13 protein-coding genes are annotated in these 14,581 nt (G+C 66.8%); 10 read left to right on the forward strand and 3 right to left on the reverse strand.

Annotated features, from left to right (window positions below; translation table 11 throughout):
• The first annotated feature begins 38 nt into the window (after positions 1-38).
• On the forward strand, positions 39-1,187 hold the full coding sequence (locus tag EPO41_RS13070; RefSeq protein ID WP_296325704.1) for a M24 family metallopeptidase: 1,149 nt from the start codon (positions 39-41) through the stop codon (positions 1,185-1,187).
• A 47-nt stretch (positions 1,188-1,234) separates the two neighbouring features.
• Here EPO41_RS13070 and EPO41_RS13075 read toward each other — a convergent pair whose 3' ends face one another.
• From EPO41_RS13075 to EPO41_RS13085, 3 genes are read right to left on the reverse strand one after another with little or no spacing between them, the layout of a single operon-like run.
• The gene (locus EPO41_RS13075) at positions 1,235-1,921 is read right to left on the reverse strand and encodes a DUF2848 domain-containing protein (protein ID WP_296325706.1); all 687 of its coding nucleotides are present in this window, start codon (positions 1,919-1,921) and stop codon (positions 1,235-1,237) included.
• 2 nt (positions 1,922-1,923) lie between these two features.
• On the reverse strand, positions 1,924-2,727 hold the full coding sequence (locus tag EPO41_RS13080; protein ID WP_363246967.1) for a putative hydro-lyase: 804 nt from the start codon (positions 2,725-2,727) through the stop codon (positions 1,924-1,926).
• Positions 2,728-2,736: 9 nt separating this feature from the next.
• Positions 2,737-3,489 (reverse strand): SDR family oxidoreductase, encoded by a 753-nt coding sequence (locus EPO41_RS13085; RefSeq protein ID WP_296325708.1) that lies wholly within the window; start codon positions 3,487-3,489, stop codon positions 2,737-2,739.
• 251 nt (positions 3,490-3,740) lie between these two features.
• Between EPO41_RS13085 and EPO41_RS13090 the strand changes: the two genes are divergently transcribed.
• From EPO41_RS13090 to EPO41_RS13130, 9 genes are all read left to right on the forward strand, one after another.
• Positions 3,741-3,911, forward strand: a complete 171-nt coding sequence (locus tag EPO41_RS13090) for a hypothetical protein (protein WP_296325710.1) — start codon at positions 3,741-3,743, stop codon at positions 3,909-3,911.
• A 66-nt stretch (positions 3,912-3,977) separates the two neighbouring features.
• Complete coding sequence (locus tag EPO41_RS13095; RefSeq protein ID WP_296325711.1) at positions 3,978-5,891, forward strand: protein kinase; 1,914 nt, start codon at positions 3,978-3,980, stop codon at positions 5,889-5,891.
• Positions 5,892-5,948: 57 nt separating this feature from the next.
• Positions 5,949-6,536, forward strand: a complete 588-nt coding sequence (locus EPO41_RS13100) for an ANTAR domain-containing protein (RefSeq protein ID WP_296325712.1) — start codon at positions 5,949-5,951, stop codon at positions 6,534-6,536.
• A gap of 305 nt (positions 6,537-6,841) precedes the next feature.
• Positions 6,842-8,065, forward strand: a complete 1,224-nt coding sequence (locus tag EPO41_RS13105) for a CmpA/NrtA family ABC transporter substrate-binding protein (RefSeq protein WP_296325713.1) — start codon at positions 6,842-6,844, stop codon at positions 8,063-8,065.
• The gene (locus EPO41_RS13110; protein ID WP_296325714.1) at positions 8,055-9,368 is read left to right on the forward strand and encodes a CmpA/NrtA family ABC transporter substrate-binding protein; all 1,314 of its coding nucleotides are present in this window, start codon (positions 8,055-8,057) and stop codon (positions 9,366-9,368) included. The genes EPO41_RS13105 and EPO41_RS13110 overlap by 11 nt, the downstream gene beginning before the upstream one ends.
• Positions 9,368-10,285, forward strand: a complete 918-nt coding sequence (gene ntrB / locus EPO41_RS13115; RefSeq protein WP_296325715.1) for a nitrate ABC transporter permease — start codon at positions 9,368-9,370, stop codon at positions 10,283-10,285. The genes EPO41_RS13110 and ntrB overlap by 1 nt, the downstream gene beginning before the upstream one ends.
• A gap of 11 nt (positions 10,286-10,296) precedes the next feature.
• Positions 10,297-11,103, forward strand: coding sequence for an ABC transporter ATP-binding protein (locus tag EPO41_RS13120; protein WP_296325726.1), 807 nt, complete (start codon positions 10,297-10,299; stop codon positions 11,101-11,103).
• A 75-nt stretch (positions 11,104-11,178) separates the two neighbouring features.
• Positions 11,179-12,966: a NirA family protein gene (locus tag EPO41_RS13125; protein WP_296325727.1), complete on the forward strand. Its 1,788-nt coding sequence runs from the start codon at positions 11,179-11,181 to the stop codon at positions 12,964-12,966.
• Complete coding sequence (locus tag EPO41_RS13130) at positions 12,963-14,537, forward strand: sulfite reductase subunit alpha (protein WP_296325728.1); 1,575 nt, start codon at positions 12,963-12,965, stop codon at positions 14,535-14,537. Before EPO41_RS13125 ends, EPO41_RS13130 begins: the two co-directional genes overlap by 4 nt.
• Positions 14,538-14,581 lie beyond the last annotated feature (44 nt).

Consider the following 14,581-nt stretch of genomic DNA (forward strand, 5'->3'; position numbering starts at 1 on the left):
CAACCGACGCCGCCGTGTCCTGCGACCCGACCAGGCCGGTGCCGCGCGCCGTCCTGGAGGCGCGCCTGGCCTCGCTGCAAGCCTGGATGGTCGAGCGGGGCCTGCAGGCATTGGTGGTCTTTGGCCACGGCAGCGCGCTTGCCATGGCCACGCGCAGCCATGGCAATTTGCGCTATCTCCTGGACTGGGATGCCGAGTATGCGCAGTCGGTCCTGGTGCTGCCGGCGCAGGGAGTTCCGAGCCTCGCCGTCGGCAACGTCTTCTCGGTCATGCGCGCACGCGAAGAAGCCTGGATAAGCGATGTGCGGTTCGGAAAGGGCCCGGGCCTCGCGAAGGAAGTCCTTGCGCTGCTGCCTTCAGGAGCGAGCCGGGTGGGTATTGTCGGGCGCGAGGAAATCCCCATGGCGGTTTGGGACGAACTGGCGAATGCCGGGGCTTCCGGCTGGATCGACTGTTCGCCCGAACTGGCGCGACGGCGCGCGACAAAGGACGCGGTCGAGGTTGCCTATCATCGCGAAGCCGGACGCATCTGTGACGAGATCTTTGAACGGCTCGGACCGGCATTGCACACGGGAAAGGCCGTCTTCCAAATTCAGGCCGAACTCGAACATCATGCCCGTTCGCGCGGCTGCGAGCTGTGCAAGACCTGGCTGACGGTCGCCCCGGTGCCGGACCGTTGCCGCTACAGTCGCGACGAGAACTACAACGTGCCGCGAGAGGGCGATCAGGTTCTCCTCGGCATCATGTTGATTCTGCACGGGCATTGGGGGCACGCCATCCGCACCGGCGCGATCGGACGCAGCACCCCCGATGCCGAGCGCATCTTCTCGCGCGTCGCCGCCATGCACGCAGCCATGTTCGACAGCCTGCGGCCGAACGCCGAGATTTCGGCCGTCGGCAATGCGGGTGTTGCTCCAGCCGAGGAAGGCGTCTTCCAGTTTCGCTCCGGCCATGCGCTGGGTCACAGCTACGAAGACCCGGCCGGCACGAGCGATTTTCCGCAACCCTATGAAGGGGGGCGCGTGGCCGGCAAGCCGGCTCTCGCCCAGGCTGGAATGCTGTTCGAGCTTCATCCCAACCTGTTCATCGAGAATGTCGGCGCCGCGTCGATCGGTGACATGGTCCTGGTGACGGAACAGGGTGCGGAATACCTCACGACCTTTCCGCGCCACCTCCTGATTTTATAGCTCCTTGCGACCGATCACCCTGCTCTCATGGTGATCGCCGTCGTTCGTCAGGCAATGATCGGCAGCGTCTCGACGTCGTAGGCGTGGGTGATCTTGCGATGGAGCACGGGATCGTCGAGCTCCATCTCGAAGCGCGACGAGGACCGGATGCCGCCGATCGCCGGCATGGTGCCGCAGAACATCACGGTCCCCATGGGCAGGCGCTTGTTGTCCTTCCAGGCGAAGATCAACTCGCGCGGATCGCGAATCTTGGCCAGCGGGCCTTCCTGGTAGAGGACTTTCCTGCCGCCTTCCTGGACGAAGCTGCGCAGCATCAGTTGATCCCAGTGCGGCTCGACTTCCTCGAAGCGCCAGGCGACGCGGCCGATCGGCTTGGCGCACATCTGCTTGGAGACGGCGATGCCGTAGCTCTCGACCTTGCGGTCCGTATGGTCGGCGCCCACCGTCACCCAGAGCCGGTCGGCGGCGCCGACCAGCACGGGCTCGACCTCGCCGGAGCTGTCGTCGCCCAGAACCTGGATGCGATCGGCCTGGGTGAGCATCTGAGCGGCCGCGCGATAATAGATCGGCACCCGCGACGGCGGCTGGACGCCGATCGCCTTGAGTTCCTCGATATGGTGGTTGAGTGCGGTGACGTCGCGGCCGGTCCAGCCGGCGATGACGAGGTCCTTGATGTCGACCGCGACCTTCTCGACCGCGCCCTTGGCGTGACCTTCGAACTCCAGCCGCGCCATCGTCAGAGGACAGCCAGGCGCGAGTTGAGCAGGTCGGTGACGAGCATGTAGCCCGGCGCGTGGGTGATGCAGAACTCGGGCTTCACCGTCGCCACGACCGATTGCGGGGTGACGCCGCAGGCCCAGAAGACGGGCAGTTCGTCGTCGCGCACCGGCACGCCATCGCCGTAGTCGGGCTTAGAAATGTCCTTGATGCCGATCATCTCGGGCTTGCCGAGATGCACGGGCGCGCCGTGCACCGAGGGGAAGCGCGTCGTCACCTGCACGGCGCGGATCGCGTCAGCCGGCTTGAAGGGGCGCATCGACACGACCATCGGGCCATGGAACGGGCCGGCCGGCGCACACTCGATGTTGGTGCGGAACATCGGCACGTTGCTGTTGCAGGTCTGATGGCGAAGCTCGAGGCCGTTCTCGATCAGCGCTTCCTCGAACGAGAAGGAGCAGCCCAGCACGAAGGAGACGAGATCGTCGCGCCACACACCCTTGAGGTCGGTGACTTCTTCCACCAGCTCGCCGTTCTTCCAGACGCGGTAGAGCGGGATGTCGGTGCGGATGTCGAGATCCTCGCCCAGGGTCGGCAGGCGCCAGTCGCCCGGTTCGGACTGGCCGAGCAGGGGGCAGGGCTTGGGATTGAGCATGCAGAATCGTGTGAAGTCGGCCGCGAGGGACTTCGGCAGGATCGCGAGGTTGCCCTGGACATAACCCGGCGCCATGCCGGAGGTCGGCAGGCGATGGCCGCCATTGCGGATGCGGCGTCGCGCGTCGCGGCCGGTTTCGCCCTTCAGGCTGGTGATCGTGCTGTCCATCGCGAACTCCTAGACGTGCTGGCCGCCGTTGATCTGGATCTCGGCGCCGGAAACGTAGCTCGATCCCTTCTCGCAAAGGAAGTGAATCACGTCCGCCACCTCGTCGGGTGTGCCGAGCCGCCGCATCGGGATCTGCTCCTCGACGATCTTCTCGGTGCCGGGCGACAGGATCGCGGTATCGATCTCGCCGGGTGCGATCGCATTGACGCGAATGCCGCGCGGGCCGAAGTCGTGGCTCATCTCTCGGGTAAGTGCCGCGAGCGCGGCCTTGGAGGTGGCGTAGGCCGAGCCTGCAAAGGGATGGACGCGGCTGCCGGCGATCGAGGTCACGTTGACCACGCAGCCCTGCGCTTTCGACAGTTCGTCGACCAGGCCGCGGGCCAGCGCCACGGGCGCGAAGAAGTTGACGTTGAACACCTGCCGCCACAGATCGAACGGCGTATCCATGGCGCCGAGTCTTGCGCCGCCCTTGCCCTTGGGTGAGATGGCCGCGTTGTTGACCAGGGCGTCGAGCCGGCCGCCGGCGAGGCGCGAGCGGATCTGCTCGATGCCGCGGCCGATATCGACTGGATCGGCAAGGTCGAGCTGAACGTGGTTCTCGCCGCCGCTCGGCCACGGGCAGAGCGCGCTGAAGGGCTGGCGCGAGATCGTGATGACCCGCCAGCCGCCGGCGCTGAATTTCTTGACGGTCGCATGGCCGATACCTCGGCTGGCGCCGGTCAGGACCAGAGTCCTGACATTGTCGCGTGGGACTGTATTCATGAAACGATCCTAACCCGGCTGGGGCCGGAGTTCGCGGCCGATCTTAGATCTCACTTGTGACGCAAGTCCTACGCCACGACTTGTGGGGTTCACTTTTGTTCTTCACATCATGTATTAAACCTTTGTGATTCCATGGTTTGTTGGATTTTTGAGGCGGTTTGATTTATCCTTCGCCTCAGGCTTGGCCCATTTTCAGGGCCGTTCGGGCCGTCTTTATTTTTGCGAAGTCGATTTTTTTGGAGTTGTCCGACATGACGGACGAGCGACGGGCCTCGACGCCCACCCCCTATCTGCGCACGGGCCCTGCCACGATGTTGACGGCGATCGGCCTCTGCGTCCTGCTCATGATCATGCAACTCATGCCCGAAATGCGAGACGCTGGCCCGCTCCGGTCGTTCATCGCCTCGGACGCCAGCCGCTAATCCCTCTTCAGCCGCTTGTGCGGCTGCCCCTGAGCGCGCATCTAGGGGCCGAGGTTGCGCGTGCCCATGACAGCAGAACACGATCAAGCTTTGCCGGTCGGCACGCGACTGGGCGATTACCGTCTCGACGCCCTGATCGGGCATGGCGGCTTCGGCATCACCTATCGGGCCTTCGACACCCAGCTCGCCAAGTTCGTCGCCATCAAGGAATACATGCCGGTCGAGTTCGCGACCCGCCGGGCCGATGGTCAGGTGGCGCCGCGCGGCTCGCGCTTCGCCGACGATTTCACCTGGGGTCGCGAGCGCTTCCTCGACGAGGCTCGGGCACTGGCGCGGTTCCGTCATGTCCACATCGTGCCGGTGCTGCGCTACTTCGAGGCCAACGGCACGGCCTATACCGTCATGGAATTCGAAGACGGTCCCAGCGTCGCGCAGCTCCTGCGCCAGCCCGGCCGGCGCCTGCAGCCCGACGAGATCCGGCGTCTGGCCGAAGGCATGCTGAGCGGCCTCGGCGCCGTGCACGCCCAGGGCTTCCTGCACCGCGACATCAAGCCGTCGAACGTCATCGTGCGCCGCGACGGCGTGCCGATCCTGATCGACTTCGGGGCGGCGCGACAGGCGATGGGCGGGCGCACGCGCACTTTGACCAGCATCCTGACGCCGCAATACGCGCCGATCGAACAGTACGCGATGGACGGCAAGCAGGGGCCGTGGACCGACATCTATGCGACGGCGGCGGTGCTGCATCACACGATCTCGGGTTCCGCGCCGCCCGAGGCGGTGAGCCGCGTCGGCACGGATCCCTATCGGCCGCTCGCGTCGACCCATGCCGATCGCTTCGACCCGTCCCTGTTGTCGGCGATCGATCGCGGCCTGGCCTTCGCGCCCGAGCAGCGGCCGCAATCGATTGCCGAATGGCGGATTCTCTTTGGCGGTTCGCTGCCGAAGGTCGAGGATGCGCCGACGCAGCGCATGATGATCGAACCTGCCCCGGCCGGTTCGCCGGCGCCGCGCCTTGGCGGTGCGAGCCGGCCGGCGACCGAGGAGACTGAAGTCGACCCTCCGGCTACGCGGCGAAAGGGATTCGCTCGCCGACGGTTCCCGATCGTCCTGCTGGTATTGGGCGCCATCGCGGCCTGGAAATACGCGCCGCAAATCCGGGAGCGGTTTTTCGGTATGGTCGAGACACAGGCGACCCTGCCGCCGCCCATTCCGATCGCCACGCCGAAGGAGCCTTCTCAAGCGGCCGCGACGCCGACACCCGTGCAGCCGCCGGCGACAACGCCCGCGGCAACCAAGCCACCGGTCGTTGCCCCCGACACATCGCCGCAAAAGGCGCTCGTCGATCAGGCGCAGCGCGCCGCGACCGAAGCACGGGCGATGTTCGAGCGCGCCGAGGAAGCGGCGCGGGCAGCGCGCGCCATGGCGGGCGAGGCGCGCATCGTGGCGGCGCGGGCCGCGCGTCCCGATCTGGAGAACAGCGAGCGGCTCACCTATGACGGGGGCGCGAGCTACATCGGCCAGGTCGTCGACGGCAAGCGCCAGGGACTGGGCGTTGCCGAACTGGGTAACGGCGAACGCCAGGCCGGCGACTGGAGCGCCGACTTGATGAACGGTCTCGGCACGGTTCGGCTGGCCGACGACACGCGCTATTCGGGCCAATGGAAGGACGGCAAGTCGACCGGGCTCGGTCTTCGCGAGAAGCCGGGTGTCGAGCGGTCGGAAGGGAACTTCGTCGGCGGCCGCCTCGAAGGCCTCGCTGTCAGGCGCACGCTCGCCGAGCCGAACGGCGTGCAGGGCGGCGAATTCCATAGCGACCTTCTCGACGGGCCGGGCGTCGAACGGATCGGCGAGCGCGAGCGCTACGAAGGCGAGTTCCGCGGCGGGCAGCGCAACGGCTATGGCCAGTACACCGACGCCGAGGGCAAGGTGCGGGCCGGGCGCTGGGCAGCGGGAAAGCTCGTGGAATCAGCGCCTTAACATCGGTGGCACGGAAGTTGCGCCCCGCGGGTTGCAAGAGAGTTGCAGCCGCCGCCCGTGTCGAAACCTTTGTCCGTAGTCCTGATCGACGACAATCCCGCCCGCGCCGAGATCGTGGAATCCGGCCTGCGGGATGCCGGCTACGTGTTGCTGGCGCGGCTCGACGGCACCTACGACCTCGCAGCGCGCGTCAGCGTTCTGCAACCCGATGTCATCGTGATCAGCATCGACAATCCCGGCCGCGACGCGATCGAGGATCTGCGACGCACGACCGAGCAGCAGCCGCGGCCGATCGCGCTGTTCGCCGACCGTTCCGATCCGGCGACGATCGCCGCCGGGATGGAGGCAGGCGTCTCGGCCTATGTCGTGAAGGGCCTGACGCAGGATCGGGTGCAACCGGTCGTCGACGTCGCGGTCGCGCACTTCAATCGCTATCACACGATGCGCGAGGAGCTCGAGCGCGCGCGCCTGTCGCTGGTCGAGCGCAAGACCGTCGATCGCGCCAAGGGCCTGCTCATGGAGCAGAAGGGAATCGGCGAGGAAGCCGCCTACAAGCTGCTGCGCAAGCTCGCCATGGACCAGAACAAGCGCATCGGCGAAGTGGCGCAGGATCTCCTGACCTACGCGAAGGCGCTCAAGTTCTGATCGACACAATTGCCTGCCTCTTTGGCGATCATGCTGCATTCATGGGCAGGCAATAATACGTATCCAGAGGGATGATTCGCGGAGACATCCGCACTTTCATAGTTGAATCAGACACTTGCCAAAAGGCGGCACCGCCTTGGGCTCTTGGCACACTTCCTGCTGCTCTATCGGCGAGGCGCCCAATGACGGGCGGCTCCTGAATTCTCGGGCAGGCCAATGGCGGTCTGCCTTCCCGGACAACGACGTCCCACGCGGTCGCAGATCATGCGGCCGCTTGGGGCGTCTTTTTTTTGGAGTCGAGCGTCGTGGGTCAAGTCGAGCAACCGAAGGTGACGGTGGGATTCATCCCCCTCATCGACTGCGCGCCCGTTCTGTTCGCGGAGGTCCTCGGCCTCTACGAGCGCCACGGACTCGAAGTGGAACTGCGCCGCGAAGTCTCCTGGTCGAACATCCGCGACAAACTCGCGGTCGGCCTGCTCGACGCGGCCCACATGCTCTCGCCCATGCCGCTCGCCACGACGCTCGGCATCGACAGCGTCAACGTCCCGATGATCGCGGCCATGACGCTGCATCTCAACGGCAACTCGATCACTCTGTCGAACGGGCTGTGGCGGGAGATCGGGGAAGTCGCCCCCGAGTTCGTGGGCGACAACCTGCCGGCCGGCGCGCCGCTCGACGTGCGCGCGCTGGCTGCCGTCGTCGCCCGCCGCGCCCGCGAGGGCCGGCCGCCTGTCACGCTCGCGTCGGTCTTCACCTATTCCTCGCACAACCACCTGCTGCGCCTGTGGCTGGCCTCAGGAGGTATCGATCCCGACCGCGACGTGCGGCTCACCGTCGTGCCGCCGCCGCACATGGTGGCCCACCTCTCGGGCGGCACGATCGACGGCTACTGCGTGGGCGAGCCGTGGAACCAGCAGTCCGCCTCGCTCGGCATCGGCCGCATCGCGGCAAGCAGCCGCCAGATCTGGGACTCGATGCCGGAAAAGATGCTCGGCGCGACGGAGGCCTGGGCGCAGCGCAATCCGAAGACGCTGATCGCGCTGGTGAAGGCCATCACCGAAGCCGGCGCCTGGCTCGACGAGCCGGCCAACCGGCCCGAGGCGGCGCGCATCCTGTCGACGCCGCGCTTCCTCAATGTGCCGGTGGACGTGATCGCGCGGTCGCTCAGCCTGCCGGACTTCCACATCTTCCACCGCCAGCTCGCCAACTTCCCGTGGCGCAGCCACGCCGACTGGTACCTGGCGCAGATGGTGCGCTGGGGCCAGGTCGCGCCGCGCCCGGACATGCGCGCCGTCGCCGATCGCGTATTCCGCAGCGACATCTATCGCGCCGCCGCGAGCCAGCTTGGCCTGCCGTGCCCGCTCACCGACCGCAAGGTCGAGGGAGCGCATCCAGATCCGTGGATCCTCCCGACCAACGGCGCGCCGGTCGCGATGGGCCCCGACAGTTTCCTCGACGGGTCGGTGTTCGACCCTAGCAATGAAATCTCAACGACCTTCAAACAGCAGGAGAGCAAGCATGGCAACTAGGAACGGCCGCAAAGGCCTGGGACGGCGCGACCTTCTGAAGAGCGCCTCCGGCGTGGCGGCCACCGCGGCCCTGATGAGCGCAGTGCGTGCCTCCTTTCCGGGCGGCGCCTTCGCGCAGGCCGCGGGACCGGAGACCAACAAGGTCACGCTGGGCTTCATCGCTCTCACGGACTCCTCGCCGCTGATCGTGGCCAAGGAGAAGAAGCTGTTCGACAAGTACGGCATCACCGACGCCAACGTCGCCAAGCAGGCCTCCTGGGGCACCACCCGCGACAACATCGTGCTGGGCTCCGGGGCGGGCGGCATCGATGGCGCGCACATCCTGACGCCCAAGCCCTACCAGATCTCGCTGGGCCTCACGACGCCGGAGAACAAGCCGGTGCCGATGTACATCCTGTCGCGCCTCAACACGAACGGCCAGGCGATCTCGGTCGCGAAGGAGCTGATGCCGACCGGCGCGACGGTCAATGCCGAGCCGCTCAAGGCCGCCTTCGCCAAGATGAAGGCCGGCGGCAAGGAAGTGAAGTGCGCCATGACCTTCCGCGGCGGCACCCACGACATGTGGATCCGCTACTGGCTGGCCGCGGGCGGCATCGATCCCGAAAAGGACGTCTCGACCATCGTCGTGCCGCCGCCGCAGATGGTGGCCAACATGAAGGTCGGCAGCATGGAGGCCTTCTGCGTCGGCGAGCCGTGGAACGAGCAGCTCGTCAACCAGGGCATCGGCTACTCCGCCTGCACCACCGGCGACCTCTGGAAGGACCATCCCGAGAAGAGTCTCGGCATGCGCGCCGACTGGGTCGACAAGAATCCCAAGGCGGCGCAGGCCGTCCTGCAGGCGGTCCTCGAAGCCGCGCAATGGTGCGACAAGCTCGAGAACGCGAAGGAGCTGTCGGAGATCGTGGGCAAGCGCCAGTGGTTCAACTGCCCGCCGGCCGACATCATCAACCGTATCGAAGGCAAGGTGAACTACGGCGACGGTCGTAAGATCGACAATCGTGACCTCTCGATGAAGTTCTGGCGCGACCACGCTTCCTATCCCTACCAGAGCCACGAGCTGTGGTTCCTCACCGAGAACCAGCGCTGGGGTATGATGGCCGCCGACCTCGACACCAAGGCGATCATCGGCAAGGTCAATCGCGAGGATCTGTGGCGCGAGGCCGCCAAGGCCATCGGCGTCGCGGCCAACCAGATGCCGGCCGGCACGTCGCGCGGCAAGGAGACTTTCTTCGACGGCAAGGTCTTCGACCCGGCCGACCCGAAGGCCTATCTCGCGGCGCTTCAGATCAAGAAGGTGGCGTGATGCAGGCCGCTGCAAAGGCCACCCTCTCGGCGGCGACCGTCTCGGTGGCCAACGCCGTCCCGGTTCCGGAATCCTCGGCCGAGATCGTCACCTTCCGGCCGCCCGTGCGGCCGGCTCTGGAACGCGCGATGGAGATCGCACGGCATGTCGTGAGCGTCGTGCTGCCGCCGCTCATCGTGCTCTCGCTCACGCTGTTCGTCTGGCAGCTCCTCTGCTCGGAGCCGGGCGCACGCCTGCCGCCGCCGACCAAGGTGGTGGCGGATGCGTGGGATTTCATCGCCGATCCGTTCTACGACAATGGCGGCATCGACAAGGGCGCCTTCTGGCAGATCTCCAAGAGCCTGGGGCGCGTCGCGATCGGCTTCAGTCTCGCCGCCGTCGTCGGCATTGCGCTCGGCGTGCTGGTCGGCCAGAGCACCTGGGCGATGCGCGGCCTCGATCCGATCTTCCAGGTGCTGCGCACCGTGCCGCCGCTCGCCTGGCTGCCGCTGTCGCTCGCGGGCTTTCGCCATGCCGACCCGTCGGCCCTGTTCGTGATCTTCATCACCTCGATCTGGCCGATCATCATCAACACGTCGGTGGGCGTGCGGAACATCCCGCAGGACTATCGCAACGTCGCGGCGGTCATCCGGCTCTCCTGGTGGGAGGTGTTCTACAAGATCACGCTGCCGGCGACCGTGCCCTACATCTTCACCGGCCTGCGCATCGGCGTGGGCCTGAGCTGGCTCGCCATCGTCGCGGCCGAGATGCTGATCGGCGGCGTCGGCATCGGCTTCTTCATCTGGGACGCGTGGAACAGCTCGCGCATCTCCGACATCATCGTGGCCCTGGTCTATATCGGCATCGTCGGCTTCCTGCTCGACAAGCTGATCGCCACGGTCGGTCACTTCGTCTCGCACGGCGTCTCGGCGCAGTAGGAGCACAGGCCATGACCACACAGCCCTACCTCAAGTTCGACCAGATCGGGATGAGCTTCCGCCGTGGCCAGATGGCGACGGAAGTGCTGCGCGACGTGGACCTGCGAATCGAGCGGGGCGAGTTCGTCTCGCTGATCGGCCACTCGGGCTGCGGCAAGTCGACCCTGCTCAACATCCTGGGTGGCCTGCTGAAGTCGACCAGCGGCGAGGTCTTCCTCGAAGGCAAGGTGGTCGACGAGCCCGGCCCGGATCGCGCCATCGTGTTCCAGAACCACTCGCTGCTGCCGTGGCTCACCGTCTACGGCAACATTGCGATCGCGGTCGACAAGGTGTTCGGCGGCACCAAGAGCAAGGCCGAGCGTCACGACTGGGTCATGCACAATCTCGAGCTCGTGCAGATGGCGCAGGCCAAGGACAAACGGCCGCACGAAGTGTCGGGCGGCATGAAGCAGAGGGTCGGTATCGCCCGGGCGCTCGCCATGCAGCCCAAGGTGCTGCTGATGGACGAGCCGTTCGGGGCGCTCGACGCGCTGACCCGGGCTCATCTCCAGGACAGCGTCATGGAGATCCATGCGCGCCTCGGCAACACGGTGATGATGATCACCCACGATGTCGACGAGGCGGTGCTGCTGTCGGACCGCGTGGTGATGATGACCAATGGTCCCGCCGCCACCATCGGCGAGATCCTGCCAATCAATCTGCCGCGGCCGCGCCGCCGGCTCGAACTCGCGACCGACGCCGAATATGCGCGTTGCCGTGCCGCGGTGCTCGAATTCCTCTACGCCCGTCACCGGGTGCCGGCCCGTGCCGCGGCCTAGCAGTTCTTCTCCCCCGTCAGCGGGGGAGGCGTCGCCGTCATACGGCGACGCCTCCCCATTTGAATGGGGAGGCATATGAGCAAAGAGTTCGACGAGACCCAGAAACAGTGGCTGCAGGGTTTCGTCAGCGGCATCGAGGCGCGCAAGGCGGCGGACAAACTCGCGACGCGCGTGCCTGGAGGAGCATCCTCCGGCCCGCCGACCGGGCCCGACGCCCTGCAGCAGGCCGCCCAGGATCGCGCCGTTGCCGCGGGCGGCAGGCTGGTTGCCGAGGAAGCGGCCAAGCGGGCGCGCCATCCGCTCGATCGCTGGGACGAGCTGGTGGGGCGCGCCGAGGCCGGGCAGTTTCCCAAGGGCATGGACGTCTTTCTCACCAAGTATCACGGGCTCTTCTACGTCGCGCCGGCGGAGAACTCCTTCATGTGCCGGCTGCGCATCCCCAACGGTATCCTGAACGCCTGGCAGATGCGCGGGCTCGCCGACGCGGCGGAAGCCTTCGGCGGCGGCTACGCCGACGTGACGACCCGTGCCAACCTGCAGATCCGCGAAATTCCGGCACGCCATGCCGTCGACCTGTTGCTTGCCGTGCAGGATCTCGGGCTGACGGCGCGCGGCTCGGGCGCCGACAACATCCGCAACATCACCGGCAGCCCGACCGCCGGCATCGATCGCCAGGAACTCTACGACACACGGCCGCTGTGCCGCGCCATGCATCACTACATCCTCAATCACCGGGAGATGTATGGCCTGCCGCGCAAGTTCAACATCGCCTTCGACGGCGGCGGGCGCGTCCCCGTGCTGGAGGACACAAACGACATCGGCTTCGTCGCGACCGAAGTGACCGGCGGCGAAGGCTTCGAGCCCGGCATCTATTTCCGCCTGCAGCTGGGCGGCATCACCGGCCATCTCGACTTCGCCTTCGAGACCGGGATCCTGCTGAAGCCCGAGGAGTGCGTGACGGTGGCCGGTGCGGTCGTGCGGGCGTTCGCGATCCACGGCGACCGCACGAACCGCCAGAAGGCGCGGATGAAATATGTGATCGACCGCCTGGGCCGCGACGCCTTCGTGGCCGAGGTCGAGAAGGAATATGGCGCCAGGCTGCGCCGTGCGGCGGGTGCCGAGGTAGCGCCCCGCGCCCTGGCCGACAAGCATGGCCACATTGGCGTGCATCGCCAGAAGCAGGCGGGCCTCAACTATCTCGGCCTAGTGCTGCCGGTGGGCCGCATGACGGCGGAGCAGATGCGCAGTATCGCCGGTATCGCCGAGCGCTTCGGCAGCGGCACGATCCGCCTCACCGTGTGGCAGAACCTGCTGATCTCCGATGTGTCCGACCGCGACGTCGGTGTCTGCATCGCCGCCATCGCGGCCCTCGGACTCGGCGTCGAGGCAAGCGCATTGCGGCGCGGCCTCGTCGCCTGCACCGGCAATGCCGGCTGCAAGTTCGCGGCGTCGAACACCAAGGGGCATGCGCTGAAGCTCGTAGACTATCTCGAGATGCGGCTCAGCATCGACACGCCGATCAACATCCATCTCACCGGTTGCCACCATTCCTGCGCCCAGCACTATGTCGGCGACATTGGCCTGATCGCGGCCAGGGTCGAACGCGGCGAGGACAGCGTTGAGGGCTACCACGTCTTCATCGGCGGCGGCGCGGCCTCGACGGCCGAGCAGGCGATGGCACGCGAATACGCGACCTCGATCGCCTTCGACGAGCTTCCGCCGCTTCTCGAAAGGCTCTTGGCCGGCTACCTCATGCATCGTGAGTCCGCGAGCGAGTCGTTCTTCGAATTCTGCCGCCGTCATGAGATTGCGGCTCTGCGCGATCTGGCCGAGCGTGCGCCCGTCATGGCGCTCGCGGCATGAACGCCCTCACGCCCGTCCCGCAGATCATCCCCGAGAACGCGCCGTTCTCGACGGAGCAGCGCGCCTGGCTGAACGGCTTCTTTGCCGCCTATCTCGGCGTGAACGGCGGCGGGAGTGCGGACGAGGCGGCATCGGCGCCCGCCGAGCCGGAGGATTTTCCCTGGCACGATGCGGCACTGCCGCTCGCCGAGCGGCTGGAACTCGCCAAGGACAAGAAGCCCGAACGGCAACTCATGGCCGCGATGGCCCAGCTCGATTGCGGCCAGTGCGGCTATCTCTGCCAGACCTATGCCGAAGCCGTGTGGTCCGGTGCCGAGACCGACATGGGCCGCTGCGTGCCGGGCGGCAAGGAAACCCAGCGCAAGGTGAAGGAGCTGGTCGCCGCGCTGGAGCCGATGCGCGACGGCTCGGCCATGGCCGCGCCGTCGGTGAAACCTGCCGGTCCGGTCGGCTTCTCGCGCGACCGGCCGGCGCTGGCCACCCTGGTCGATGCCCATCCGCTGAACCGTGCCGGCTCCGAGAAGGACGTGCGTCATGTCGTGCTCGACCTGTCGGCGAGCGACATGACCTACGAGGCGGGCGACAGTCTCGGCGTCTTCGCCCGCAAGAATCCGCAGCTCGTGCAGGCGGTGCTCGACCGGCTTGGCGCCACCGGCGAGGAGATGGTGGGCTTCGACCATGAGGCACTGCCGTTGCGACAGGTCCTGCTGAGCAAGGTCGACATCGCGCGGCCGAGCGACGAGTGCATGCTGTTCCTGGCGAGTCGCGCCTTCGACGGCGAGGAGGCGCTGAAGCTCCAGGCCCTGGCGTCGGGCGAGGGGCCGCCTGAGCTGGCCGAGGCCGATCTCCTCGACCTGTTGCAGGCCTTTCCCTCGGTCTCGCCCTCGCTGCCCGGCCTGCTGAAGTCGCTCGACCGGCTGCAGCCACGGCTTTACTCGATCGCCTCGTCGCCCAAGGCGCATCCGGGTGAAGTCCATCTCACCGTGTCGGCCGTGCGCTGGGACACCAACGATCGCACCCGCACCGGCATCGGCTCCTGCTATCTCGCCGATTTCGCCAAGCCGGGCGACGTCATTCCGGTGTTCGTGCAGAAGGCCCACGGCTTCGCGCCGCCGGCCGACGATAGTGCGCCCGCCATCATGGTCGGGCCGGGTACCGGCATCGCGCCGTTCCGCGCCTTCCTCGAGGAGCGCGACGCGCGCGGCGCTTCCGGAAAGAACTGGCTGTTCTTCGGCGATCAGAAGCGCGCGACGGATTTTCTCTACGAGGACCAGATCATGGACTGGCAGCGTCGGGGCGTGCTGTCCCGGCTCGATCTCGCCTTCTCGCGCGACCAGGCCGAGAAGATCTACGTCCAGACCCGCATGCGCGAGAGCGCGGCCGAACTCTGGGCCTGGTTTGAGCAGGGCGCACACTTCTATGTCTGCGGCGACGCCAAGCGCATGGCCAGGGACGTCGAGATGGCCCTGCTCGATATTGCGACGACGGAGGGCGGCAAGAGCGCGGCCGAAGCGAAGGCGTGGCTTGACGGGCTCGCAAAAGCCGGCCGGTATCAGCGCGATGTCTACTAACGGCTTTTTGTCTCTGGTTGCCGTTCCCGGCCTCATCCTGAGGA

The organism is Reyranella sp. (genome assembly GCF_004297265.1).
Classification (GTDB): domain Bacteria; phylum Pseudomonadota; class Alphaproteobacteria; order Reyranellales; family Reyranellaceae; genus Reyranella.